The sequence below is a fragment of the Enterobacter cloacae complex sp. SHL020 genome (assembly GCF_049236945.1).
GTDB classification, from domain to species: domain Bacteria; phylum Pseudomonadota; class Gammaproteobacteria; order Enterobacterales; family Enterobacteriaceae; genus Enterobacter; species Enterobacter dykesii.
The window spans coordinates 26,427-52,185 of the sequence record NZ_JBMKJF010000007.1 but is presented as its reverse complement, the minus strand read 5'-3'; the positions used below and the strand labels follow the sequence as shown (position 1 = coordinate 52,185).

Annotated in this window: 24 protein-coding genes and 1 other RNA gene; 19 read left to right on the top strand and 6 right to left on the bottom strand. The window is 55.8% G+C overall.

Going from position 1 to position 25,759, the window contains the following annotated elements; genetic code table 11:
- Positions 1 to 411 precede the first annotated feature (411 nt).
- From ACOTZB_RS16930 to speB, 4 genes are all read left to right on the top strand, one after another.
- On the top strand, positions 412 to 555 hold the full coding sequence (locus tag ACOTZB_RS16930) for a hypothetical protein (protein WP_419095317.1): 144 nt from the start codon (positions 412 to 414) through the stop codon (positions 553 to 555).
- A 94-nt stretch (positions 556 to 649) separates the two neighbouring features.
- A complete protein-coding gene (gene yqgB / locus ACOTZB_RS16925; protein WP_127341063.1) occupies positions 650 to 781 on the top strand; it encodes an acid stress response protein YqgB in 132 nt (43 codons plus the stop codon).
- Between the two features lie 8 nt (positions 782 to 789).
- Positions 790 to 2,766, top strand: coding sequence for a biosynthetic arginine decarboxylase (speA, locus tag ACOTZB_RS16920; protein ID WP_023309121.1), 1,977 nt, complete (start codon positions 790 to 792; stop codon positions 2,764 to 2,766).
- Between the two features lie 215 nt (positions 2,767 to 2,981).
- Positions 2,982 to 3,902 (top strand): agmatinase, encoded by a 921-nt coding sequence (gene speB / locus ACOTZB_RS16915; RefSeq protein ID WP_014071686.1) that lies wholly within the window; start codon positions 2,982 to 2,984, stop codon positions 3,900 to 3,902.
- 52 nt (positions 3,903 to 3,954) lie between these two features.
- Here speB and ACOTZB_RS16910 read toward each other — a convergent pair whose 3' ends face one another.
- The gene (locus tag ACOTZB_RS16910) at positions 3,955 to 5,223 is read right to left on the bottom strand and encodes an OprD family outer membrane porin (RefSeq protein ID WP_421627861.1); all 1,269 of its coding nucleotides are present in this window, start codon (positions 5,221 to 5,223) and stop codon (positions 3,955 to 3,957) included.
- Between the two features lie 210 nt (positions 5,224 to 5,433).
- A complete protein-coding gene (locus ACOTZB_RS16905) occupies positions 5,434 to 6,192 on the bottom strand; it encodes a M48 family metallopeptidase (RefSeq protein WP_021242066.1) in 759 nt (252 codons plus the stop codon).
- A gap of 272 nt (positions 6,193 to 6,464) precedes the next feature.
- Between ACOTZB_RS16905 and tkt the strand changes: the two genes are divergently transcribed.
- From tkt to ACOTZB_RS16870, 7 genes are all read left to right on the top strand, one after another.
- Positions 6,465 to 8,456, top strand: a complete 1,992-nt coding sequence (gene tkt / locus ACOTZB_RS16900; RefSeq protein WP_337281092.1) for a transketolase — start codon at positions 6,465 to 6,467, stop codon at positions 8,454 to 8,456.
- 340 nt (positions 8,457 to 8,796) lie between these two features.
- Positions 8,797 to 9,816, top strand: a complete 1,020-nt coding sequence (epd, locus tag ACOTZB_RS16895) for an erythrose-4-phosphate dehydrogenase (protein ID WP_193805670.1) — start codon at positions 8,797 to 8,799, stop codon at positions 9,814 to 9,816.
- A gap of 49 nt (positions 9,817 to 9,865) precedes the next feature.
- Positions 9,866 to 11,029, top strand: a complete 1,164-nt coding sequence (pgk, locus tag ACOTZB_RS16890; RefSeq protein WP_023333323.1) for a phosphoglycerate kinase — start codon at positions 9,866 to 9,868, stop codon at positions 11,027 to 11,029.
- Between the two features lie 92 nt (positions 11,030 to 11,121).
- The gene (fbaA, locus tag ACOTZB_RS16885; protein ID WP_029739216.1) at positions 11,122 to 12,201 is read left to right on the top strand and encodes a class II fructose-bisphosphate aldolase; all 1,080 of its coding nucleotides are present in this window, start codon (positions 11,122 to 11,124) and stop codon (positions 12,199 to 12,201) included.
- A 186-nt stretch (positions 12,202 to 12,387) separates the two neighbouring features.
- Positions 12,388 to 13,242 (top strand): small-conductance mechanosensitive channel MscS, encoded by an 855-nt coding sequence (gene mscS, locus ACOTZB_RS16880; protein WP_024906566.1) that lies wholly within the window; start codon positions 12,388 to 12,390, stop codon positions 13,240 to 13,242.
- Between the two features lie 145 nt (positions 13,243 to 13,387).
- Positions 13,388 to 14,023 carry an arginine exporter ArgO gene (gene argO, locus ACOTZB_RS16875; RefSeq protein WP_021242063.1) on the top strand — a complete coding sequence of 212 codons (636 nt, stop codon included), beginning with the start codon at positions 13,388 to 13,390 and terminating at the stop codon, positions 14,021 to 14,023.
- Positions 14,024 to 14,114: 91 nt separating this feature from the next.
- Complete coding sequence (locus tag ACOTZB_RS16870) at positions 14,115 to 14,855, top strand: oxidative stress defense protein (protein ID WP_023309114.1); 741 nt, start codon at positions 14,115 to 14,117, stop codon at positions 14,853 to 14,855.
- A 48-nt stretch (positions 14,856 to 14,903) separates the two neighbouring features.
- On the opposite strand, the gene argP is transcribed toward ACOTZB_RS16870, so the two are convergent.
- On the bottom strand, positions 14,904 to 15,797 hold the full coding sequence (gene argP / locus ACOTZB_RS16865) for a DNA-binding transcriptional regulator ArgP (RefSeq protein ID WP_003860089.1): 894 nt from the start codon (positions 15,795 to 15,797) through the stop codon (positions 14,904 to 14,906).
- Between the two features lie 127 nt (positions 15,798 to 15,924).
- Here argP and rpiA point away from each other — a divergent pair, with 127 nt between their 5' ends.
- Entirely contained in the window at positions 15,925 to 16,584 is a 660-nt protein-coding gene (gene rpiA, locus ACOTZB_RS16860) for a ribose-5-phosphate isomerase RpiA (protein WP_014885151.1), read from the top strand.
- Positions 16,585 to 16,850: 266 nt separating this feature from the next.
- Complete coding sequence (serA, locus tag ACOTZB_RS16855) at positions 16,851 to 18,083, top strand: phosphoglycerate dehydrogenase (protein WP_421627859.1); 1,233 nt, start codon at positions 16,851 to 16,853, stop codon at positions 18,081 to 18,083.
- A 107-nt stretch (positions 18,084 to 18,190) separates the two neighbouring features.
- Here the strand turns inward: serA and ACOTZB_RS16850 are convergent, their stop codons facing one another.
- The 3 genes from ACOTZB_RS16850 to zapA all read right to left on the bottom strand — a co-directional run bounded on the left by ACOTZB_RS16850 (position 18,191) and on the right by zapA (position 19,366).
- On the bottom strand, positions 18,191 to 18,787 hold the full coding sequence (locus ACOTZB_RS16850; RefSeq protein ID WP_047650183.1) for a 5-formyltetrahydrofolate cyclo-ligase: 597 nt from the start codon (positions 18,785 to 18,787) through the stop codon (positions 18,191 to 18,193).
- Positions 18,788 to 18,811: 24 nt separating this feature from the next.
- Positions 18,812 to 18,995, bottom strand: a non-coding RNA gene (ssrS, locus tag ACOTZB_RS16845) — 6S RNA.
- Positions 18,996 to 19,036: 41 nt separating this feature from the next.
- The gene (gene zapA, locus ACOTZB_RS16840) at positions 19,037 to 19,366 is read right to left on the bottom strand and encodes a cell division protein ZapA (protein WP_006811891.1); all 330 of its coding nucleotides are present in this window, start codon (positions 19,364 to 19,366) and stop codon (positions 19,037 to 19,039) included.
- A 168-nt stretch (positions 19,367 to 19,534) separates the two neighbouring features.
- On the opposite strand from zapA, the gene ACOTZB_RS16835 reads away from it, so the two are divergent.
- The 6 genes from ACOTZB_RS16835 to gcvH all read left to right on the top strand — a co-directional run bounded on the left by ACOTZB_RS16835 (position 19,535) and on the right by gcvH (position 25,753).
- Positions 19,535 to 20,113 (top strand): YecA family protein, encoded by a 579-nt coding sequence (locus tag ACOTZB_RS16835; RefSeq protein ID WP_029739212.1) that lies wholly within the window; start codon positions 19,535 to 19,537, stop codon positions 20,111 to 20,113.
- Positions 20,114 to 20,144: 31 nt separating this feature from the next.
- Positions 20,145 to 21,458 carry a Xaa-Pro aminopeptidase gene (pepP, locus tag ACOTZB_RS16830; protein WP_421627954.1) on the top strand — a complete coding sequence of 438 codons (1,314 nt, stop codon included), beginning with the start codon at positions 20,145 to 20,147 and terminating at the stop codon, positions 21,456 to 21,458.
- Positions 21,455 to 22,633: a 2-octaprenyl-6-methoxyphenyl hydroxylase gene (gene ubiH, locus ACOTZB_RS16825; RefSeq protein ID WP_421627856.1), complete on the top strand. Its 1,179-nt coding sequence runs from the start codon at positions 21,455 to 21,457 to the stop codon at positions 22,631 to 22,633. Before pepP ends, ubiH begins: the two co-directional genes overlap by 4 nt.
- Before the next feature lie 12 nt (positions 22,634 to 22,645).
- On the top strand, positions 22,646 to 23,848 hold the full coding sequence (ubiI, locus tag ACOTZB_RS16820) for an FAD-dependent 2-octaprenylphenol hydroxylase (protein ID WP_421627854.1): 1,203 nt from the start codon (positions 22,646 to 22,648) through the stop codon (positions 23,846 to 23,848).
- Positions 23,849 to 24,245: 397 nt separating this feature from the next.
- Positions 24,246 to 25,340 (top strand): glycine cleavage system aminomethyltransferase GcvT, encoded by a 1,095-nt coding sequence (gene gcvT / locus ACOTZB_RS16815; protein WP_048991676.1) that lies wholly within the window; start codon positions 24,246 to 24,248, stop codon positions 25,338 to 25,340.
- A 23-nt stretch (positions 25,341 to 25,363) separates the two neighbouring features.
- Positions 25,364 to 25,753 carry a glycine cleavage system protein GcvH gene (gene gcvH, locus ACOTZB_RS16810; RefSeq protein WP_008499718.1) on the top strand — a complete coding sequence of 130 codons (390 nt, stop codon included), beginning with the start codon at positions 25,364 to 25,366 and terminating at the stop codon, positions 25,751 to 25,753.
- Positions 25,754 to 25,759: the final 6 nt, after the last annotated feature.

Below are 25,759 nucleotides of genomic sequence, written 5' to 3'. Positions count from 1 at the left end.
AAGAGGAATTTGGTTAGCTCAAGCTGCTGTGCGGAATAGCCAAAGGAGATAATTCTACCAAGGCCTGCAGGTTTTTGACACTGGCAGTATGAGTGTTAATCAGTATAGATGGATTAACATCTGGACGGCTATTTTAGGTCACTTCTTCGCCCGATTTCCAGTTTTTTTTGATTCATCTCTCACTGCGTTGAAATGGCAGCTGGAAATTTTTCCTGACGCTGCTGGCAGCTCGCGCATTTTTGTTTTGCTTTTTAGCCCCCTTCTCGGTATAAAACGCGGCGCGCGGCTCATATAAAATAAGCGCTCGATGAACTCATCGTGTCGCCACTTCCAGCCGGGTTAAGCAGTGAACTATTAGCTTTGGCTTGTGGTCCGTTTCAGCAGAGGCGGCCGTGGAGGTGATACGAGATAATGAACCATCGTTTTCCGCACATTCAGCGCAGCCGTTCTGGCGCGTATTTGATTCCCGCAACCCGCATTTCTAGTCTGCAAACCTGCCGATGTTATACCCATCTCGGCGCTTCTCAGGATTCCAGGGCCGGTCACGCTTTGTGAAAACTGAACAAGGGCGCTCTTGTTAATACAAGAGTTTTCTCGTGGTTTCGCCGAACCTTGTCATACAGAGTTCGGATACGTGTTTTACAATGATATGAATAAGAAACCGGTCGCACGGTCTGGTTTTCAGCATACTCTGCTGGGAAACGGAGCCGTTTATGGGTTGTTATCGCCGTATAACGCTGCGATAGTAGTCAACTGTTTTACACTTATTACAAAGAGTTGAGGTTCGCTATGTCTGACGACATGTCTTCTTTTTCGCCTTCGTCAGCGGGCGAACAGGGTGTACTACGTTCTATGCAGGAGGTTGCGATGAGCTCCGAGGAAGCCAGCAAAATGCTGCGCACTTACAATATTGCCTGGTGGGGCAATAACTACTACGACGTCAACGAACTGGGCCACATCAGCGTCTGCCCGGATCCCGACGTCCCTGAAGCGCGCGTGGATCTCGCCAAGCTGGTAAAAGCCCGCGAAGCACAGGGCCAGCGTTTGCCTGCACTGTTCTGCTTCCCGCAGATCCTGCAACATCGCCTGCGTTCTATTAACGCCGCGTTCAAGCGCGCGCGTGAATCCTACGGCTATAAAGGCGACTATTTCCTGGTTTACCCGATCAAGGTGAACCAGCACCGCCGTGTGATTGAATCCCTGATCCACTCCGGCGAACCGCTGGGTCTGGAAGCCGGTTCCAAAGCGGAGCTGATGGCGGTTCTGGCGCATGCGGGCATGACCCGTTCGGTGATCGTCTGTAACGGCTATAAAGACCGTGAATACATTCGTCTGGCGCTGATTGGCGAAAAGATGGGCCACAAGGTCTATCTGGTTATTGAGAAGATGACCGAAATCGCCATCGTGCTGGAAGAGGCTGAACGTCTGAACGTGGTGCCGCGCCTTGGCGTGCGTGCGCGTCTGGCGTCGCAGGGTTCCGGCAAATGGCAGTCCTCCGGCGGCGAAAAATCCAAGTTCGGCCTGGCGGCAAACCAGGTGCTGCAGCTGGTGGAAATCCTGCGCGAGCGCGGTCGTCTGGACAGCATTCAGCTGCTGCACTTCCACCTTGGCTCGCAGATGGCCAATATTCGCGACATCGCCACCGGCGTGCGTGAATCCGCGCGTTTCTACGTTGAGCTGCACAAGCTCGGCGTGAATATTCAGTGCTTCGACGTGGGCGGCGGCCTCGGCGTGGACTACGAAGGGACCCGCTCGCAGTCTGACTGCTCTGTAAACTACGGCCTGAACGAATACGCGAACAACATCATCTGGGCGATCGGCGATGCCTGTGAAGAGAACGGCCTGCCGCATCCGACGGTGATCACCGAATCCGGTCGCGCGGTTACCGCGCACCATACGGTGCTGGTCTCGAACATCATCGGCGTTGAGCGTAGCGAAATCAGCGAAGCGACGCCTCCGGCAGACGATGCCCCGCGTTCCCTGCAAAGCATGTGGGAAACCTGGCAGGAGATGCACGAGCCGGGCACGCGTCGTTCCCTGCGCGAATGGCTGCACGACAGCCAGATGGACCTGCACGACATTCACGTGGGTTATTCTTCAGGCACCTTCAGCCTGCAGGAGCGCGCGTGGGCGGAGCAGCTCTACCTGAACATGTGCCATGAAGTGCAGAAACAGCTCGACCCGAGCAACCGCGCGCACCGCCCGATTATCGACGAGCTGCAGGAGCGTATGGCGGACAAGATTTACGTCAACTTCTCGCTGTTCCAGTCGATGCCGGATGCCTGGGGTATCGACCAGCTGTTCCCTGTTCTGCCGCTGGAAGGGCTGAACCATGCCCCGGAACGCCGTGCGGTGCTGCTGGACATCACCTGTGACTCCGACGGTGCCATCGACCACTACGTTGACGGCGACGGTATCGCAACGACGATGCCAATGCCTGAGTACGACCCGGAGAACCCGCCGATGCTGGGCTTCTTTATGGTCGGCGCGTATCAGGAGATCCTCGGCAACATGCATAACCTGTTCGGTGATACCGAAGCGGTGGACGTGTTCGTGTTCCCTGACGGCAACGTGGAAATCGAGCTGTCCGATGAAGGGGACACCGTGGCGGACATGCTGGAATACGTTCAGCTGGATCCGAAAAAACTGCTCACTCAGTTCCGCGACCAGGTGAAAAACACCGGGCTGGACGATGCGCTCCAGCAGCAGTTCCTGGAAGAGTTTGAAGCGGGTCTGTACGGGTACACCTACCTGGAAGACGAGTAGGCTTTTTATTCCCTCTCTCCTTTTGGGGAGAGGGGTAGGGGGAGGGGTAAAGGCCGCACAATGCCCTATACTCACTTGAACCCGTATGCATTACCGGCGATAATTCGTCCCAATAAGCGATTTACGAATCAATCCCTTCCTCGTCGGGTTTAACGACGCGGAGGGGATTTTTTTTCATCTGTTTTTAATGTATCGACTTTAAAAGAGGTCAGGACATGAGCACTTTAGGTCATCAGTACGATAACTCTCTGGTATCTAACGCGTTTGGTTTTTTACGCCTTCCGATGAACTTCCAGCCGTACGACAGCGACGCTGACTGGGTGATCACCGGCGTGCCTTTCGATATGGCAACATCTGGCCGCGCGGGGGGACGTCACGGCCCGGCAGCGATCCGTCAGGTTTCCACTAACCTGGCCTGGGAGCATAACCGCTTCCCGTGGAACTTCGACATGCGCGAGCGCCTGAACGTGGTGGACTGCGGTGACCTGGTGTACGCCTTCGGCGACGCGCGTGAGATGAGCGAGAAGCTGCAGGCGCACGCCGAGAAGCTGCTGGCTGCCGGTAAGCGCATGCTCTCCTTCGGCGGCGACCACTTCGTGACCCTGCCGCTGCTGCGCGCCCATGCGAAGCACTTCGGTAAAATGGCGCTGGTGCACTTCGATGCACATACCGACACCTACGCGAACGGCTGCGAGTTTGACCACGGCACCATGTTCTTCACCGCGCCGAACGAAGGTCTGATCGACCCGAACCACTCCGTGCAGATCGGTATTCGCACCGAGTTCGACAAAGACAACGGTTTCACCGTGCTGGATGCGGGCCAGGTTAACGATCGCGGCGTCGACGACATCATCGCTCAGGTGAAGCAGATCGTGGGTGATATGCCCGTGTATCTGACCTTCGACATCGACTGCCTGGATCCGGCATTTGCACCGGGCACCGGTACGCCGGTCATCGGTGGTTTGACCTCAGATCGTGCCATCAAGCTGGTGCGCGGCCTGAAGGATCTGAACATCGTCGGTATGGACGTAGTAGAAGTTGCTCCGGCCTATGACCAGTCCGAGATCACCGCGCTGGCAGCGGCGACTCTGGCGCTGGAGATGCTCTACATCCAGGCTGCGAAAAAAGGCGAATAAGCCTCGCCTGGCGTGAAAAAAACCTCTCTATTGAGAGGTTTTTTTATTGCCTTTAGAAAACGTTAAACGGGTATTCCACGTAAGCTCGGATCTCGTCCCCGCCCACATTGTACTCGCTGGCGTTGCTCGATACGCGCAGGACGGAGTAGCGCAGTTTCAGCTTCAGATCCTTCGCCGGACCATCCTGCACCTGGTACTGGATCTGGTTAAACCACTCGTGCTCTTTGCCGTTGCTGGTTTCAGAGGTTTTGATGTTATCGCCGCGCACGTAGGCGGTGGTCCAGCTCAGGCCCTGTAAGCCAAGGCCGCCAAAGTCCAGACCGTAGGATGCCTGCCAGGAACGTTCATCTTCGCCGTTAAAATCAGACCAGTAGGAGTTCGCCAGCCAAATGGTGTTTCCGCCGTCACCCACGCCGCCCTTGTCGCGATAGCCGCCGTAGTTGTAGCCGGTGCTGCCGCTGCTCTGCTGGTACGCCACTTTGAACGTGTGAATGTCCCAGATGTAGCTCGCCGCCAGGCTCCAGATGGTATTGCTGCGGCCCGTGTCGAGGCTGTCCGCGTAACCCTGGTCCAGTCGGGAGTTATAGCCGTTGAAGTCGAGCACCAGCTGCTGCCCGGTGCTGAAAGGCTGTTTGAAGTTCATGCCCAGGTACTGCTTGTTCATCACCTCTTCATTATGAGAGGCGTACAGCGCGCCGCTGAACTGGTCGTTAAACTGATAGCTCGCACCGCCGAAGGAGAGGCTCTTCAGCCCGCTGTCGTGGCGGTCATCGCTTTTACGCTGCTCGTCGGTGAAATAACCGGCGTTGACTTCCAGACCGTCGATCTCTTTCGAGGTCAGCATGGTGCCGGTGTAGCTTTCAAACAGCAGGCGAGAGTTGTCGGCATTGATGATAGGCAGCTCAGGACGCTGATTCCCGTAGCTCAGTACGGTATTCGAGATGCGCATTTTGGCGGTGGCGCCAAACTTTGCCAGATCGGATTTTGCCCGGCCGTCATCTTCCTGCTTAAAGAAGTCGATGCCGCCCGCGCCGCTCTTGCCACGGCCGCCGTCCAGGCGCACGCCGTATTGAGCAATACCGTCCACGCCAAAGCCCACCAGCCCTTCGGTATAGCCGGATGCAAACGTGGCGATGATCCCCTGACCCCACTCGGCTTTGTCCTTCTGGCCCTGATGGTAATCGCGGCTGATATACGCATTGCGTAAAAACAGATCCAGATGGCTGTCGTCAATAAAACCCTGGCTGTCGGATTGCTGGCTTGCAGCGGCAGGTAATGCGGCAAATAAGCTTAAAGCAATTAATGATAATTCTTTTTTCACGGAGGGAACGTCTCTGTCTGGATATATTAATTTGAATAACTGCGGGGTTGATAATTACCGGAAAAAGTGACCTTTGCAATAATTATGTGACCAGACATTTCAAGGTGATAAGACAGATTTGGCGCGGCTTTCAGGAGTGTTATCGATACGTGCTGTTAAGTTAACAATTCATGCGAAATAAAAAGGAGGCAAAACTGCCTCCTTCTGAAATTATTTAATTCCGTCTGCGGCCATACGGTCGCGAATATGCTGTGCGCGCTCTTCTGAGGCAGGGTGATCGTCAAACATGGAGCTTTGGCGTCCGGCTTCCAGCTTGGCCAGCTTTTCGAAGCTCGTGGCTAAGCCTGATGGATTAATGCCGCGTTTGCGCAACAGATCGTAGGAGTAGTCATCCGCCTCGGACTCCTGACGCTGTGAGAACTGAGAGTTAACCAGCTTTTCACCCACGTCCCCAAGCTGTGACTGCGACAGGCTGCCAACGATACCGCCCGCAGAGGCCGCCGCTGCGCGGATGGCATTGGTGCCCAGGGCAACCTGCATCCCTTTCTTCACGTGTCCCAGGGCAACGTGGCCCATTTCGTGGCCGATGACCGCTTCCACTTCGTTGTCGGTCATCATGTCCATCAGCCCGCTATAGACGCGGATACAGCCGTTCGCCATCGCGAAGGCGTTGACGTCTTTCGCCATGTACACCTTGTAGTTCACCGGCTGGCCGTTGATGTTGTCGCCCAGCGCGGAAGCAATCTTATTCAGACGCTGCGTGTAGGTACTGTTAGCCGGCGCAAGCGTGGCTTTTCCGTCCATATCTTTACAGGCCTGGTCGCTCAGCGCTTTCACCTGCGCATCGCTCAGGGAATAGGCCTGAAAGGCCTCTGCGCCTGACGTCATCAGACCGTTAGAATCCATATTCTGACAGCCGCTCAGCAGGAGCGTTGTACCCAGGGCCAGCACTATTGCACGCATTTTCATGAGGTTGCTTCCGTACTCGTTAAACTGAATAAAATCCGAAAAGGGCACCGTCAGCGAAGCCGGTGTCGGGCTAAGTATAAGGAATATCTACAGGGCCGGGCGAGCAGATTGCGCAACATGCGAGCATGATCCAGAGATTTCTTAACAAGCAAAAGAATGCTCCATGTACATGACTTGCGGCTTGGGTTACATTGTTGGCACTTTTTTCCGGCGTAGCCCAAAACGCGCTGTCGTCAAGGGCATGGCCTTTAACAGTCCGATCTGGAGTTAAAATGTCCTCACGTAAAGAGCTTGCTAATGCTATTCGTGCGCTGAGCATGGACGCAGTACAGAAAGCCAAATCCGGCCACCCAGGGGCTCCTATGGGTATGGCTGATATCGCCGAAGTCCTGTGGCGTGATTTCCTGAACCACAACCCGCAGAACCCGGCATGGGCAGACCGCGACCGCTTCGTGCTGTCCAACGGCCACGGCTCTATGCTGATCTATAGCCTGCTGCACCTCACCGGCTACGATCTGCCAATTGAAGAGCTGAAAAACTTCCGTCAGCTGCACTCTAAAACTCCAGGTCACCCGGAAGTGGGTTACACCGCTGGCGTAGAAACCACTACCGGCCCGTTGGGTCAGGGTATTGCTAACGCAGTGGGTATGGCGATTGCCGAGAAGACGCTGGCGGCGCAGTTCAACCGTCCTGGTCACGACATCGTAGACCACTTCACCTATGCGTTCATGGGTGACGGCTGCATGATGGAAGGTATTTCTCACGAAGTTTGCTCCCTGGCAGGTACCCTGAAGCTGGGCAAACTGGTTGCGTTCTATGACGATAACGGTATCTCCATCGACGGTCACGTTGAGGGCTGGTTCACTGACGACACCGCAGCACGTTTCGAAGCCTACGGCTGGCACGTAGTGCGTGGCGTTGATGGTCACGATGCTGACTCGATTAAACGTGCAGTGGAAGAAGCGCGCGCTGTGACGGACAAACCGTCCCTGCTGATGTGCAAAACCATCATCGGCTTCGGTTCGCCGAACAAAGCGGGTACTCACGACTCCCACGGTGCGCCGTTGGGCGATGCGGAAATCGCACTGACCCGCGAAGCGCTGGGCTGGAAACACCCTGCATTCGAAATCCCATCTGAGATCTACGCTCAGTGGGATGCAAAAGAAGTAGGCCAGGCGAAAGAAGCGGCCTGGAACGAGAAGTTCGCTGCCTATGCGAAAGCGTTCCCGCAGGAAGCGGCTGAATTCACCCGTCGTATGAAAGGTGATATGCCGTCTGACTTCGACGCGAAAGCGAACGAGTTCATCGCTAAGCTGCAGGCGAACCCGTCTAAAATCGCGAGCCGTAAAGCGTCTCAGAATGCGATTGAAGCGTTCGGCCCATGGCTTCCAGAATTCCTGGGCGGCTCCGCTGACCTGGCGCCATCTAACCTGACCCTGTGGTCTGGTTCTAAGCCAATCAACGAAGATACCGCCGGTAACTACATCCATTACGGTGTACGTGAATTCGGTATGACCGCGATTGCCAACGGTATCTCCCTGCACGGCGGTTTCCTGCCGTACACCTCTACCTTCCTGATGTTCGTTGAATACGCACGTAACGCCGTGCGTATGGCCGCGCTGATGAAACAGCGTCAGGTGATGGTCTACACCCACGACTCCATCGGTCTGGGCGAAGATGGTCCAACTCACCAGCCGGTAGAGCAGGTGGCTTCCCTGCGCGTGACGCCGAACATGAGCACATGGCGTCCATGTGACCAGGTGGAATCCGCAGTGGCGTGGAAATACGGCGTTGAGCGTCAGGACGGTCCAACCGCGCTGATCCTCTCCCGTCAGAACCTGGCACAGCAGGAGCGCACGCCTGAGCAGCTGGCGAACATCGCTCGCGGTGGTTACGTGCTGAAAGATTGCGCGGGCCAGCCAGAGCTGATCTTCATCGCCACCGGTTCTGAAGTTGAACTGGCTGTTGCAGCGTGGGAAAAACTGACTGCCGAAGGCGTGAAGGCGCGCGTGGTTTCCATGCCGTCTACCGACGCGTTCGACAAGCAGGATGCCGCTTACCGTGAATCCGTTCTGCCCAAAGCGGTTTCCGCTCGCGTGGCAGTGGAAGCGGGTATCGCTGACTACTGGTTCAAATACGTGGGGCTGAACGGCGCTATCGTCGGTATGACCACCTTCGGTGAATCTGCTCCTGCAGAACAGCTGTTCGAAGAGTTCGGCTTCACCGTTGAGAACGTTGTCGCGAAAGCGAAAGAACTGCTGTAATTGTTTATAAGGTGGGTGCTGATGCCCTCACCCCAGCCCTCTCCCACGGGAGAGGGTGCAAACACTAAAAAACGGTAACCTCTCAGTTACCGTTTTGCTTTTCCCCTGCCGCCATTATTCCACCTAAAATGTGACGCAAGTCATATAGCTCGCTTATTCATCTGGACAGACATTCCTTTTATTCCCCGATTCGCTTATTCTTGCTGAAGCGTTTCAGTCGATTAAATGTTCGACAATTGACCAATCAATCGCAGTTTGTGACAGCAAGGATTCCCCTTCGGGCGTAGCTGGATTACTCTTTCAGCCACCTCAAACTCAGGGATTGCTTTGCAGGAGATCTATGACCGTACGCGTAGCGATTAATGGCTTCGGTCGCATCGGACGTAACGTGGTTCGTGCTTTATATGAATCCGGACGTCGGGCGGAAATAACCGTGGTGGCAATCAATGAACTGGCGGATGCTATGGGCATGGCGCATTTGTTGAAATATGACACCAGCCACGGACGCTTTGCCTGGGACGTACGCCAGGAAAGAGATCGGCTTTTTGTTGGTGATGACGCTATTCGTGTGCTGCATGAGAACAGTATCTCCGGGCTACCCTGGCGTGAACTGGGCGTGGATGTGGTGCTTGACTGTACAGGCGTGTACGGCAACCGCGAACATGGCGAAGCGCATCTTGCTGCAGGCGCGAAAAAAGTCCTGTTTTCTCATCCCGGCAGTAACGACCTCGACGCGACCGTCGTGTTTGGCGTCAACCAGCATGAGCTGCAGGCCGAACACCGCATTGTTTCCAACGCCTCCTGTACCACTAACTGCATTATTCCGGTCATCAAACTGTTAGACGATGCGTATGGCATTGAATCCGGCACCGTGACCACGATTCACTCCGCCATGCACGATCAGCAGGTTATCGACGCCTACCATCCGGATTTACGACGCACTCGCGCGGCGAGCCAGTCAATCATTCCGGTGGACACGAAACTGGCTGCAGGGATCACCCGAATTTTTCCGCAGTTTAATGACCGGTTTGAAGCGATTGCCGTGCGCGTCCCGACGATTAACGTCACCGCAATCGACCTTAGCGTGACGGTGAAAAAACCGGTAAAAGCCTGTGAAGTCAACCTCTTGCTGCAAAAAGCGGCACAGGGGGCATTTCATGGTATAGTTGACTATACGGAATTACCGTTGGTCTCAGTAGATTTTAACCACGACCCGCACAGCGCCATCGTCGATGGCACGCAGACGCGAGTCAGTGGTGCACACCTTATCAAGACGCTGGTCTGGTGTGATAACGAATGGGGCTTTGCTAACCGAATGCTCGACACCACGTTAGCAATGGCCGCTCAAGGTTTCAGGTAAGACGCATTGTGCGTCTGCAAAACTTTAAGAATCAACGAGAGGATTCACCATGTCTGTAATTAAGATGACCGATCTGGATCTGGCTGGTAAACGCGTTTTCATCCGTGCCGATCTGAACGTACCGGTTAAAGATGGCAAAGTGACCAGCGACGCGCGTATCCGTGCATCTCTGCCAACCATCGAACTGGCTCTGAAGCAGGGCGCGAAAGTGATGGTCACCTCCCACCTGGGTCGTCCAACTGAAGGCGAGTACAACGAAGAGTTCTCTCTGCTGCCAGTGGTTAATTACCTGAAAGACAAACTGTCCAACCCGGTTCGCCTGGTGAAAGATTACCTGGACGGCGTTGAAGTTGCAGCCGGTGAACTGGTTGTGCTGGAAAACGTTCGCTTCAACAAAGGCGAAAAGAAAGACGACGAAACTCTGTCCAAAAAATATGCTGCACTGTGCGACGTATTCGTGATGGATGCATTCGGTACGGCTCACCGTGCTCAGGCGTCAACCCACGGTATCGGTAAATTCGCAGACGTAGCGTGTGCCGGTCCTCTGCTGGCTGACGAACTGGAAGCGCTGGGTAAAGCACTGAAAGAACCTGCTCGTCCAATGGTAGCTATCGTTGGTGGTTCTAAAGTTTCTACCAAACTGACCGTTCTGGATTCCCTGTCTAAAATCGCTGACCAGCTGATCGTTGGCGGTGGTATCGCGAACACCTTCGTTGCCGCTCAGGGCCACAACGTGGGTAAATCCCTGTACGAAGCAGACCTGGTTGACGAAGCCAAACGCCTGCTGAGCACCTGCGATATCCCGGTTCCAACTGACGTTCGCGTAGCGACCGAGTTCTCCGAAACCGCAACCGCGACCCTGAAATCTGTAAACGACATTAAAGACGAAGAGCAGATTCTGGACCTGGGCGACGTTTCTGCACAGAAACTGGCTGAAATCCTCAAAAACGCAAAAACTATCCTGTGGAACGGTCCTGTTGGCGTGTTCGAATTCCCGAACTTCCGCAAAGGTACTGAAATCGTTGCTAACGCTATCGCAGACAGCGAAGCGTTCTCTATCGCAGGCGGTGGTGACACCCTGGCGGCAATCGACCTGTTCGGTATCGCTGACAAGATCTCCTATATCTCCACTGGTGGCGGCGCATTCCTCGAATTCGTGGAAGGCAAAGTACTGCCAGCAGTAGCAATGCTCGAAGAGCGCGCTAAGAAGTAAGCCATTCAAGGGCGGGGAAACCTGCCCAATTTTCAGCGCGCTTTTAAGAGCTCGCACCTTTTCTAACGGCCGAAGATACAGGACTAAGCAACATGTCTAAAATTTTTGATTTCGTAAAACCTGGCGTTATCACTGGTGATGACGTACAGAAAGTGTTCCAGGTAGCTAAAGAAAACAACTTCGCTCTGCCAGCAGTTAACTGCGTGGGTACCGACTCCATCAACGCCGTACTGGAAACTGCTGCTAAAGTTAAAGCTCCAGTTATCGTTCAGTTCTCTAACGGCGGCGCTGCGTTCATCGCAGGTAAAGGCGTGAAGACTGACATTCCTCAGGGTGCTGCAATCCTGGGTGCTATCTCTGGTGCGCACCACGTACACCAGATGGCTGAACACTACGGTGTTCCAGTTATCCTGCACACTGACCACTGCGCGAAGAAACTGCTGCCGTGGATCGACGGTCTGCTGGACGCGGGTGAAAAACACTTCGCAGCTACCGGTAAGCCACTGTTCTCTTCTCACATGATCGACCTGTCTGAAGAGTCACTGCACGAAAACATCGAAATCTGCTCCAAATACCTGGCGCGCATGGCCAAAATGGGCATGACCCTGGAAATCGAACTGGGTTGCACCGGTGGTGAAGAAGACGGCGTGGACAACAGCCACATGGACGCTTCTGCACTGTACACCCAGCCAGAAGACGTTGATTACGCTTACACCGAGCTGAGCAAAATCAGCCCACGCTTCACCATTGCAGCGTCCTTCGGTAACGTACACGGCGTTTACAAACCAGGTAACGTGGTTCTGACCCCGACCATCCTGCGTGATTCTCAGGAATACGTTTCCAAGAAACACAACCTGCCGCACAACAGCCTGAACTTCGTCTTCCACGGCGGTTCCGGTTCTTCTGCTCAGGAAATCAAAGACTCCGTAAGCTACGGCGTAGTGAAAATGAACATCGATACCGATACCCAGTGGGCAACATGGGACGGTATCCTGCAGTACTACAAAACCAACGAAGCTTACCTGCAGGGTCAGCTGGGCAACCCGAAAGGCGAAGACCAGCCGAACAAGAAATACTACGATCCACGCGTATGGCTGCGCGCTGCCCAGACTTCTATGATTACTCGTCTGGAGCAGGCATTCAAAGAGCTGAACGCGGTAGACGTTCTGTAATTTGAGCTGCTAACAGCACCAGAAGGCCCGCAAATGCGGGCCTTTTTTTATGCTTTTTCAATACCCTGCCGGGCCGGTTTTTGTGATCTGTTTGGCAATACTTGCGCTTTTTGTTTACCCTTTACGGACCTGCCTGTCTCCATGGGGGATGGATTTTGTGTTTTGGTTTAACAAAAGGAAGAATAAATGGAACAACTCGATGTTGTAGACAGCATCAATAACGCCGGTAACTGGCTGGTGCGCAACCAGGCGCTGCTGCTGAGCTATGCCGTGAACATCGTCGCGGCGATTGCCATCATCATCGTCGGGATGATCGTGGCGCGTATCGTATCGAACGCGGTTAACCGCGTAATGCTGGCCCGTCACATTGACGCCACGGTTGCTGACTTCCTCTCCGCACTGGTGCGCTACGGCATTATCGCCTTTACGCTGATTGCGGCGCTGGGCCGTGTGGGCGTGCAGACCGCCTCCGTCATTGCCGTTCTCGGTGCCGCCGGTCTGGCCATTGGTCTGGCGCTGCAGGGCTCGCTTTCAAACCTGGCGGCAGGCGTTCTGCTGGTCACCTTCCGTCCGTTCCGCTCCGGCGAATACGTTGACCTTGGCGGCATTGCCGGGACCGTGCTGCAGGTGCAGATTTTCTCAACGACCATGCGTACCGTCGATGGCCGCATCGTGGTTGTGCCGAACGGGAAAATCATCGCGGGCAACATCATTAACTTCTCCCGTGAACCGGTGCGTCGTAACGAACTGATTATCAGCGTGGCGTACGACTCCGATATCGATCAGGTGAAGTCGCTGATCAGCAACATCATTGCTTCAGACGATCGCATTCTGAAAGACAAAGAGCAGACGGTTCGCCTGAATGAACTCGGCGCTTCCTCCATTAACTTTGTGGTACGTATCTGGAGCAAAAGCAGCGATCTGCAAAACGTGTACTGGGACGTGCTGGAACGCATTAAGCGCGACTTCGATGCCAACGGCATCAGCTTCCCGTACCCTCAGATGGACGTAAACGTCAAAAAAGTCAAAGAAGCCGAATAACTTGTCCCGCAGGCCCGGTAAGCGCTAGCGCCACCGGGCATTATTTTTATAAGCACTGCTAATCCCCAATTAATATTATCAATTTCCTCTAATGTAATTCGCGCAGTATAGTCTCCTTCCAGAACAACACTGTGAGAATTTCGTCATGTTATCTTATTACTTTCAAGGGCTTGCCTTAGGTGCGGCCATGATCCTTCCCCTTGGGCCGCAAAATGCGTTTGTGATGAACCAGGGCATTCGCCGCCAGTATCATCTGATGATTGCCCTGCTGTGCGCGGTAAGCGATTTACTGCTGATCTGTGCCGGGATTTTTGGCGGCAGCGCATTGCTGATGCAGTCTCCGTGGCTACTGGCGCTGGTCACCTGGGGCGGCGTGGCGTTTCTGCTCTGGTACGGATTCGGTGCCCTGAAAACGGCGATGAGCAGTAACCTCGAGCTGGCGAGCGCGGAAGTCATGAAGCAGGGCCGCTGGAAGATTATCGTCACCATGCTGGCGGTCACCTGGCTTAACCCGCATGTGTATCTGGACACCTTCGTGGTGCTGGGCAGCCTCGGCGGACAGCTGGACGTTGAGCCGAAACGCTGGTTTGCGCTGGGTACGGTTAGCGCCTCATTCCTCTGGTTCTTCGGTCTCGCCATTCTCGCTGCATGGCTGGCTCCTCGTCTGCGTACGGCCAAAGCCCAGCGCATCATTAATACGCTGGTGGGGCTGGTGATGTGGTTTATTGCTTTTCAACTGGCAAAAGAGGGGATTCACCACGTTCAGGAATTGTTCAACTAATCCTTGTCTTATGGACAACTGAACAAGACCCGCTAAGCTTGCTGGCATGCGCCCTGTTAATGGGCACTCTTCGCAACATGGAGGAATAACAGTGAAGTTTAAGGTGATGGCCCTGGCGGCATTAGTAAGTTTTGGTGCGGTGTCGGTGCAGGCAAGTGAACTGCCGGATGGCCCGCACATCGTCACTTCAGGTACCGCAAGCGTGGACGCGGTACCCGATGTTGCAACGCTGGCAATTGAAGTCAATGTGTCTGCGAAAGATGCGGCATCGGCCAAGAAGCAGGCTGACGATCGTGTTGCGCAATATCTCTCTTTCCTCGAGCAGAACGGTGTCGGTAAAAAAGATATCAACTCCGCGAACCTGCGTACTCAACCTGATTACGACTACCAGAATGGCAAAAGCATCCTGAAAGGCTACCGTGCCGTGCGTACCGTCGAAGTGACCGTGCGTCAGCTGGATAAGCTTAACTCGCTGCTGGATGGCGCGCTGAAGGCGGGTCTGAACGAAATTCGTTCCGTGTCGCTGGGCGTTGCGCAACCGGAAAAATACAAAGACGAAGCGCGTAAAGCGGCGATTGATGATGCCATTCACCAGGCGGAACAGCTGGCTTCTGGCTTTAAGAGCAAGCTCGGCCCGGTTTACAGCGTGCGTTACCACGTCTCTAACTACCAGCCAAGCCCGATGGTGCGGATGATGAAGGCCGATGCGGCGCCTGTATCCGCTCAGGAAACTTATGAGCAGCCTACCATTCAGTTCGACGATCAGGTGGATGTGGTGTTCCAGCTGGAGCCAACTCAAACTCAGCAAACTGAGGCGGCTAAGGCACAGTAATTTGTCCTCACCCTAACCCTCTCCCACAGGGAGAGGGAATTCTAGCGATTAATCCTGTCTCAACACCTTGTGCCCAAACGCCAGCAGCGCGTCTGTGACGTTGCGCATCATGCGGCTTTCCGGCGCAAACCGGTGCCAGTAGAGCATCCGGCGCTGATATAGCCCCGGCGTCAGGTCAATCAGCTCACCGCTTTTCAACTCTTTCTCAATCTGCAGATGCGGGATCATGCAGCAGGTGGTGCCCTGACGCGCAAGCTGCACGAAGGCTTCAGACGAGTTGACGATATGGCACGGCACGCTGCCCGGCGGCAGATCGAAGTTTTGCTGCAGGAACGCCTGATGCATATCGTCCAGATGGTCGAACGCCACGGCAGGGGCTTTCAGCAGCGCCGCGCGGGTGACGCCGTTCGGGAAGTAGCGCTCGGCAAAGGCTTTTGAACCGACAAACAGGTAATCCAGCGCGCCCAGCTGATCCACCAGGCAGCTTGGCAGTGCCTGAGGCTGAATACTGACCGCCCCAACCACCTCACCGCGACGCAGGCGTTCCTGGGTACGGGTTTCATCTTCAACCTGTAAATTCAGGCGGATAGGGGAATCCGCTAATACCGGCGCAAGGGCCGGCAGCAGCCAGGTTGCCAGGCTGTCGGCGTTGACCGCCAGAGAGAGCAGCAGCGGCGTAGAGCCCGTTTGTTCGTCACCCAGCCACTCGTCTTCCAGCAGTTCAACCTGGCGCAGCAGGGCGAGAAGCTTTTGCCCTTGCTCGGTTGGACGTGGCGGCACGGTACGCACCAGCAGCGGCTGGCCGAACATGTTTTCAAGCTGTTTGATACGCTGTGATACGGCGGACTGGGTGATGCAAAGCTTTTGCGCCGCGCGCTCAAAACCGCGTTCACGAATAACTGCATCAAGTGCCTGTAGTGTTCTGTAGTCCGGACGTTTCATTGCTCTTGCTGGCTCCTTAATTTTGCTTATTCTGCACTATGACACAATTTTCCCTTCGTGGCAGACGAATTCCATTCGACGTGTTCTATAATGCGCCCTGAGTTTTCACACCACAGGCAAAACGATCATGACGCAGGATGAACTGAAAAAAGCAGTAGGATGGGCCGCTCTCCAGTACGTACAGCCGGGTACCATTGTCGGTGTCGGTACGGGATCAACCGCGGCACACTTTATCGATGCGCTGGGCACGATGAAGGGGCAAATCGAGGGTGCGGTTTCCAGCTCTGATGCTTCCACGGAAAAGCTGAAAAGCCTCGGCATTACCGTTTTCGATCTCAACGAAGTGGATCGTCTGGGGATTTACGTTGATGGTGCGGATGAAATCAACGGCCACATGCAGATGATTAAAGGCGGCGGCGCGGCGCTGACGCGTGAGAAGATCATCGCCTCCGTTGCGGACAAGTTTATCTGCATCGCGGATGCCTCCAAGCAGGTCGACATTCTGGGTAATTTCCCGCTGCCGGTCGAAGTGATCCCAATGGCCCGCAGTGCGGTTGCCCGTCAGCTGGTGAAGCTGGGCGGTCGTCCGGAATATCGTCAGGGCGTAGTGACCGACAACGGTAACGTGATCCTCGACGTTCACGGTCTGGAAATTCTCGACGCGATTGCGCTGGAAAATGCCATCAACGCTATCCCAGGCGTAGTGACCGTAGGGCTATTCGCCAACCGTGGCGCGGATGTGGCGCTGATCGGTACGGCTGACGGTGTGAAAACCATCGTAAAATGATCTGACGGGGGGAGTCCTCCCCCCGCTAAAAAATTTTTGAAAAGCTAAATTCGGTGACTTGTGTCACGTTTTTTCGCCTCTTTTGCCGATCCTTCCGCGTTTGTAAATTTCCATAGCATTTTCCTCTGACATTTTGCTCTGTATGACTTTTCTTCAGAGTGCCGACGCAAACGTTCATATTGCTGCAATAGTTTTTTTTGATATGTTGGCTACAGCGGATTCATATCCAGCACAACATCAGTTCAGACAAAAACAGGGTCGGGTAAATGGCAAAGGTATCACTGGAGAAAGACAAGATTAAATTCCTGCTGGTCGAGGGCGTGCATCAAAAAGCAATCGATAGCCTTCGTGCGGCAGGTTACACCAACATCGAATTTCATAAAGGCGCGCTCGATACCGAAGAGCTGAAAGTGTCCATCCGTGATGCCCACTTCATTGGCCTGCGATCCCGTACTCACCTGACTGAAGAGGTTATTGCCGCGGCGGAAAAGCTGGTGGCTATCGGCTGCTTCTGCATCGGTACCAACCAGGTTGACCTGAATGCTGCCGCCAAACGCGGTATTCCCGTCTTCAACGCCCCGTTCTCCAACACCCGTTCCGTAGCGGAGTTGGTGATTGGCGAACTGCTGCTGCTCCTGCGCGGCATTCCAGAAGCGAACGCCAAGGCGCACCGCGGCGTGTGGAACAAGCTGGCGTCCGGCTCTTTCGAAGCGCGTGGTAAAAAACTGGGGATTATCGGCTACGGCCACATCGGTACGCAGCTCGGTATTCTGGCGGAATCTCTGGGCATGCACGTGTTTTTCTACGATATCGAAAGCAAGCTGCCGCTGGGCAATGCGACCCAGGTTCAACACCTTTCTGACCTGCTGAACATGAGCGACGTGGTGAGCCTGCACGTGCCGGAAAATGCGTCCACCAAAAACATGATGGGCGCGGAAGAGCTGGCGCTGATGAAGCCGGGCTCACTGCTGATCAACGCCGCGCGCGGCACGGTTGTCGATATCCCGGCCCTGGCGGATGCGCTGAAGCGCAAGCATCTGGCGGGCGCGGCCATCGACGTATTCCCGACGGAGCCTGCGACCAACAGCGATCCGTTTACCTCTCCGCTGTGCGAGTTCGACAACGTGATCCTGACGCCGCACATCGGCGGCTCTACCCAGGAAGCGCAGGAGAATATCGGTCTGGAAGTGGCGGGTAAGCTGAGCAAATATTCCGACAACGGTTCTACGCTCTCTGCCGTGAACTTCCCTGAAGTATCTCTGCCACTGCACGGCGGTCGTCGTCTGCTGCACATCCACGAAAACCGTCCTGGCGTGCTGACCGCGATCAACCAGATCTTTGCCGAGCAGGGCGTCAACATTGCCGCACAGTATCTGCAGACGAACTCGCAGATGGGCTACGTGGTTATTGATATCGAAGCGGATGACGATGTGGCCGAGAAAGCGCTGCTGAGCATGAAGGCCATTCCGGGGACGATTCGCGCGCGTCTGCTGTACTGATAGTGCGAGGTAAATGCAAAACGGTAACGATAGTTACCGTTTTTTATGTTTTCACCCTCTCCCACAGGGAGAGGGCTGGGGTGAGGGCATCAGGCCGCACGTTTGATTCACCATTCCCATAATTTTGATGGCGTCACCACCGCCGGCAACGGCACATCCCACTTCTCCACCGGCAACGCCTCCACGCCCTGACAATCATGCGCGTAGCCCACCGGCTGCAACCCGTACTGCTGCCAGTTTTGCAGCGTCCGGTCATAAAAACCGCCGCCCATCCCTAAACGCTGGCCCTGTTCATCAAACGCCACCAGCGGTGTAATCAATACATCCAGCTGTGACAGCGGCAGCACGTCGCGCACGTCGAGTTTCGGTTCGGTGATTTTCAGGCGATTTACCACCAGTTCGCTGTGCGGATGGTAGTGCAGAAACAGCAAATTACCTTCGCTGAACGGGTGCAGCACCGGCAGATAGACCTTCTTCCCGGCGCGCCAGAGCTGCTCTATCAGCGGTTGGGTATCCAGCTCTCCATCAAATGACAGAAACAGCGCAACGGTGTGCGCCATCACGACAGGGGGATACGCCATCATACGGGCGGCGGCCTGCTGGGCAAAATGCGCTTGCCGATCGGCGGTTAACGCACGGCGGCGCTGACGAATTAACTGACGGATGTCCTGGCGTGAAGCAGAAACTTCAGGGAATTGGGTCATGGTAGTCGGTAGAAGAAAAGAGAGGGAATCTCCGAGATGCCGCCGCAGGCTGTAACCCTTGAACCCTTGGTTCAAGGTGAATGTGTCGTCATAGTTTTAAGGCTTCTCGGACGGACCGAGCATGCTCACCAACCATGGAGCGCCACATTCTTGTGGTATGAAATATCGGCTCAGGGGACTGGCCCGCTTGCGAACATCTCAGAGAAATTTTGTCTTCACAGTTACTCTACCATAGTCAACTGAGAAGTGTTATTCAAACTTTGGTCCCGGTCTTTCGGGATTGCGACCTTGATCAAGCAGTGCCTGTTCTATGGTCTGCTGAAGCATTTTAATGCGCTGCTCCATGCTTGCCGCGTAGTCGCGGGTCTTCGCTTTTTCCTGAGTCAGTTCATAGCTGATGTTCAACGCGGCGATGAAAACCAGCTGCTCAGTATTTGTGACTCTAGTGCGTTCTTTTAGATCTTGCAACCGCTGATTCAAATCGTCCGCAGCCTGATTCAAAGCATCCCTTTGTTCAGGCGGACAATTCACTCGCAGTGAACGGCCAAAAATCTGGAGATCGACGGGTTGTGCAGACATGCCACCTTCCTGCTTATTGACTGCGCTGCCTTCGCCTGATGCCCCGGGGGCTGCGAAGGGGCGACACTATAGCTACCCTGATGTGAAGATACAAGCCCTTTTCTGGTATCACCAGGGTCCAAAGTGGTAGCATATCATGAAACTTCCCCCCAATGACGACGAATGCGCATGTCTATACAGAACGAAATGCCTGGTTACAAGGATTTAAACCAGTTACTGAACCAGCAGGGAGTCGGTTTAACCCCTGCCGAAATGCACGGTCTGATCAGTGGCATGCTGTGCGGCGGAAACAGCGACAGCTCATGGCAGCCGCTGATCCACGACCTCACGAATGAAGGGCTGGCGTTTGGTCACGAGCTGGCGGAAGCGCTGCGTAAAATGCACGCCGCAACCAGCGATTCGCTGGAAGACGATGGCTTCCTTTTTCAGCTTTATCTGCCTGAAGGCGACGACGTCAGCGTGTTCGATCGCGCCGACGCGCTGGCCGGCTGGGTAAACCACTATCTGCTGGGGCTGGGCGTGACGCAGCCTAAACTGGATAAAGTGACCGGCGAAGCGGGTGAAGCGATCGACGACCTGCGTAACATCGCCCAGCTTGGCTACGATGAAGACGAAGACCAGGAAGAGCTGGAAATGTCTCTTGAAGAGATTATCGAGTACGTGCGCGTGGCGGCATTGCTGTGCCACGACAACTTCACGCGCTCTCAGCCGACCGCGCCGGAAGTCCGCAAGCCAACCTTACATTAAGAAAAATAACGCACAGGAGGGTGTCATGGTTATCTCGAGTCAAGAGTATTCGCGCCGCCGTCAGGCGCTGCTGGCAACAATGCAGCCGGGCAGCGCCGCGCTGATTTTTGCTGCGCCCGAAGTCACGCGCAGCGCCGACAGCGAATATCCCTATCGCCAGAGCAGCGATTTCTGGTACTTCACCGGCTTTAACGAGCCGGAAGCGGTGCTGGTGCTGATTAAGAGCAATGACACCCACAACCACAGCGTGATTTTCAACCGCGTGCGCGATCTGACGGCCGAAATCTGGTTTGGCCGCCGCTTAGGCCAGGAGGCCGCACCGGAAAAGCTGGGCGTTGACCGCGCGCTGGCGTTTAGCGAAATCAATCAGCAGCTCTATCAGCTGCTTAACGGCCTCGACGTGCTCTATCACGCGCAGGGCGAATATGCCTACGCCGATGAGATTGTTTTCACCGCGCTGGATAAGCTGCGCAAAGGCTCGCGGCAGAACCTGTCCGCACCCGCCACGCTGACGGACTGGCGTCCGGTGGTGCATGAGATGCGCCTGTTCAAGTCTGAAGAAGAGCTGAATTTGATGCGTCGTGCGGGTGAAATCAGCGCCCTGGCGCACACCCGCGCGATGGAAAAGTGCCGTCCCGGGATGTTCGAATACCAGCTGGAAGGCGAAATTCACCACGAATTTAACCGCCACGGCGCGCGTTATCCCTCCTACAACACCATTGTTGGCGGCGGAGAAAACGGCTGCATTCTGCATTACACCGAAAACGAAAGCGCGCTGCGCGACGGCGATCTGGTGCTGATTGACGCCGGTTGCGAATATCAGGGCTACGCGGGGGACATCACCCGTACCTTCCCGGTGAACGGTAAATTCTCGCCGGCACAGCGCGCGATTTACGACATTGTTCTCGAATCCCTTGAGACGGCGCTCAGGCTGTATCGTCCGGGTACGTCCATCCAGGAAGTGACCGGCGAAGTGGTGCGCATCATGATTACTGGTCTGGTCAGGCTCGGGATCCTGAAAGGGGAGGTCGACACCCTGATCGCTGAAAATGCGCATCGACCGTATTTCATGCACGGCCTGAGCCACTGGCTGGGGCTGGACGTGCATGACGTTGGCGCGTACGGCACCGACCGTTCGCGCGTGCTGGAGCCGGGCATGGTGTTAACCGTGGAACCGGGCCTGTATATCGCGCCGGATGCCGACGTGCCTGAAGAGTACCGCGGGATTGGCATTCGTATTGAAGATGACATTGTGGTTACCGAAACCGGTAACGAAAACCTGACCGCGAGCGTCGTGAAAAACGCTGACGATATCGAGGCGCTGATGGCAGCGGCACGCGCATGAGCGTGATTATCGTTGGCGGCGGCATGACCGGGGCCACGCTGGCGCTGGCCATTTCGCATTTGACGAAGGGGCAGCTTGCGGTGCACCTGGTGGAAGCCGTCGCGCCGCAGGCAAAGAATCATCCCGGTTTTGATTCCCGCGCGATTGCCCTGGCGCAGGGCACCTGCCAGCAGCTGTCCCGCATTGGCATCTGGCAGGCCATCGCCGACTGCGCCACGGCAATCAAAACCGTCCACGTGAGCGATCGCGGCCATGCTGGCTTTGTCACGCTGGACGCGCAGGATTACCGCATTGACGCGCTGGGTCAGGTTGTTGAGCTGCACGATGTCGGGTTACGTCTGTTTCGTCTGCTCCAGGATGCGCCGGGCGTCACGCTGCATTGTCCAGCGCGCGTGGCCAGCGTGAGCCGCAGTGAGGCGTCGGTCAGCGTGACGCTGGAAAACGGCACCGTGCTTGAAGGCCAGCTTCTGGTCGCCGCGGACGGCTCGCGCTCGTCGCTCGGCGCCCAGTGCGGCGTGGAGTGGCGCCAGCAGCCTTACGGTCAGGTGGCGGTCATTGCGAACGTCTCTACCGCAGCTGAACACCACGGTAGGGCGTTTGAACGCTTTACGCAGCATGGCCCGCTGGCGATGCTGCCGATGTCGGACGGGCGCTGTTCCCTGGTCTGGTGTCACCCGCAGGATAAGGCCGAAGAGATGAAGGCCTGGTCCGACGAACGTTTTTGTACCGAGCTCCAGAAAGCCTTTGGCTGGCGGCTGGGGCGTATTACCCATGCTGGACAGCGGGCGGTTTACCCGCTTTCGCTGACCACGGCGTCTCAGTCCATCTCCCATCGTCTGGCGCTTGTCGGTAACGCTGCGCAGACGCTGCATCCCATTGCGGGGCAAGGCTTTAACCTTGGCTTACGCGACGTCATGAGCCTGGCCGAATCACTGGCGCAGGCATGGGGCGAACAAAAAGACTGTGGCGCATACCCGGTACTCAGCCATTACCAGAAGCGCCGTCAGGCGGATAAAGAGGCCACCATCGGTGTGACCGATGGCCTGGTCCATCTCTTTGCCAATCGCTGGGCGCCGCTGGTTGCGGGCCGCAACCTAGGGCTGATGGCGATGGAACTATTCATTCCGGCACGTGACGTGCTGGCGCAGCGGACTCTTGGTTGGGTCGCGCGTTAAGGAGTTATCACCGTGCAAATTGTTGATGTCGCCATCGTTGGCGGCGGTATGGTTGGACTGGCGCTGGCCTGTGGTTTACAGGGCAGCGGCCTGCGCGTGGCGGTGCTGGAGCAAAAGCAGCCCCAGCCCGTTGCCCCGGATGCCCCGCCGGAACTCCGCGTCTCGGCGATCAATGCCGCCAGCGAGAAATTGCTGACGCACCTTGGCGTCTGGGCAGATATTGTGGCGAAGCGCGCCAGCTGCTATCACGGCATGGAAGTGTGGGATAAAGACAGCTTTGGTCATATTGCTTTTGATGACGAAAGCATGGGCTACAGCCATCTGGGTCATATCATCGAAAACGCGGTGATCCACCACGCGCTGTGGCAGAAAGCACAGCAGTGCAGCGACGTGACGCTGATTGCGCCTGCGCAGATCCAGCAGGTGGCATGGGGCGAAAACGAGGCGTTTATCACCCTGCAAAGCGGCGATATGCTGACCGCGCGGCTGGTGGTCGGTGCTGACGGTGCCAACTCCTGGCTGCGTAATAAAGCCGATATCCCGCTGACCTTCTGGGACTATCGTCATCACGCTCTGGTCGCGACGATCCGCACAGAAGAACCGCACGGCGGCGTGGCGCGGCAGATTTTCCACAACGACGGCATTCTGGCGTTCCTGCCGCTTGCCGATCCGCACCTGTGCTCGATTGTATGGTCCCTGGTGCCGGAGAAAGCCCGGCTGATGCAGGAGGCGGCGCCGGAGGCCTTTAACCAGGCGCTGTGCGTGGCCTTTGATAACCGCCTTGGCTTGTGCACCCTTGAAAGCGAGCGGCAGGTGTTTCCGTTAACCGGCCGCTACGCGCGTCAGTTTGCGGCGCACCGTCTGGCGCTGGTGGGGGATGCGGCGCATACCATTCATCCGCTGGCCGGGCAGGGCGTTAACCTCGGCTTTATGGACGCGGCTGAGCTGGTTGAGGAACTGCGTCGCCTGCATCGCGAAGGCAAAGATATCGGCCAGCATCTCTACCTGCGTCGCTACGAGCGCAGCCGCAAGCACAGTGCGGCGATGATGCTGGCGGGCATGCAGGGCTTCCGCGAGCTGTTTGCCGGGGCGAATCCGGCGAAAAAACTGCTGCGCGACATTGGCCTCAAGCTTGCTGACACCCTTCCGGGTGTTAAACCTCAACTCCTCCGTCAGGCGATGGGTCTTAACGACCTGCCGGACTGGCTACGTTAATTTAGACCCCTGTCACACTTTATTTTCCCGGTCTCTGCGCCGGGGAAATACCCTCATTTGAAATATTCTAATTTCACGTCATTTTTCGCATTAGAAAATCTAATCTGCGAGATTTTATGTTACGGAAATTCGGCCCGTTTTTCCGCACGAAATATCACCATGTGCTAAATCCTGTTAGATCATTGTTAATTTTGTGCGGGGTTAATCGCATTTTTCCAGTGAATAACTCTGTAGGCTTTTTAGCGTTTTTTGGTCATAAGCTAATGTGATGACCCGTTTTACCTTATGGTTAACCGCCGGTTTCGGTGGTAAGTTCGGGTAAAAGAGAACGTTTGCGTCGGCGCCAGGTAACGGGGCCGACACCGGGTTTCACGGTGAATTTTTCAACGAGGACAAGATGGCTCAACAGACTCCTTTGTACGAACAACACGTGTTATGCGGCGCCCGCATGGTGGACTTCCATGGCTGGATGATGCCGCTGCACTACGGCTCGCAGATTGATGAGCACCACGCGGTGCGCACCGATGCCGGTATGTTCGACGTGTCCCACATGACGATTGTCGATCTGCGCGGTAGCCGCACCCGGGAGTTTTTGCGTTATCTGCTGGCAAACGACGTCGCCAAACTGAAAACGCCGGGTAAAGCGCTCTATACCGGCATGCTGAATGCCTCGGGCGGCGTGATTGATGACCTTATCGTCTATTACTTCACTGAAGATTTCTTCCGCCTCGTTGTAAACTCCGCCACCCGCGAAAAAGACCTCTCCTGGATCACCCAACACGCCGAACCTTATGCCATCGACATCACCGTCCGTGACGATCTGTCGCTGATCGCCGTGCAGGGGCCGAACGCGCAGGCGAAAGCCGCCTCTCTGTTTAACGACGAGCAGCGTAAAGCCACCGCTGGCATGAAGCCGTTCTTCGGCGTGCAGGCGGGCGATCTGTTTATCGCCACCACCGGATACACCGGTGAAGCGGGCTACGAAATTGCGATGCCGAACGAGAAGGCCGCTGATTTCTGGCGTGCGCTGGTGGAAGCGGGCGTGAAGCCTGCGGGTCTGGGCGCGCGCGATACGCTGCGTCTGGAAGCGGGCATGAACCTCTACGGTCAGGAGATGGACGAAGGCGTCTCTCCGCTGGCCGCCAACATGGGCTGGACCATCGCGTGGGAACCGGCTGACCGTGACTTTATTGGCCGTGAAGCGCTGGAGATGCAGCGCGAGAAGGGCACTGAACAGCTGGTGGGCCTGGTGATGACCGAGAAGGGTGTGCTGCGCGGCGAACTGCCGGTGCGCTTTACCGATGCTGACGGCAATCCTCGCGAAGGCGTGATCACCAGCGGTACCTTCTCCCCGACGCTGGGCTACAGTATTGCACTGGCACGCGTGCCGGCGGGCATTGGCGAAACGGCGGTGGTGCAAATCCGCAACCGCGAAATGCCGGTCAACGTGACCAAACCTATTTTTGTTCGCGCCGGTAAGCCGGTCGCCTAATCATTTTTATCAGGAGAACTTCAATGAGCAATGTGCCAGCAGAACTGAAATACAGCAAAGAACACGAGTGGCTGCGCAAAGAGGCGGACGGCACTTACACCGTAGGGATCACCGAGCACGCGCAAGAGCTGCTGGGCGACATGGTGTTTGTTGACCTGCCTGACGTGGGCACGACCGTTAGCGCGGGCGACGACTGCGCCGTGGCGGAGTCCGTAAAAGCGGCTTCTGATATCTACGCTCCTGTAAGCGGCGAAATCGTTGCCGTCAACGACGCGCTGAGCGATTCGCCAGAGCTGGTGAACAGCGAGCCTTATGAAGGCGGCTGGATCTTCAAGATCAAAGCCAGCGACGAATCTCAGGTTGCCGCGCTGCTGGATGCGACCGCGTACGAAGCACTGTTAGAAGACGAGTAATCGTTT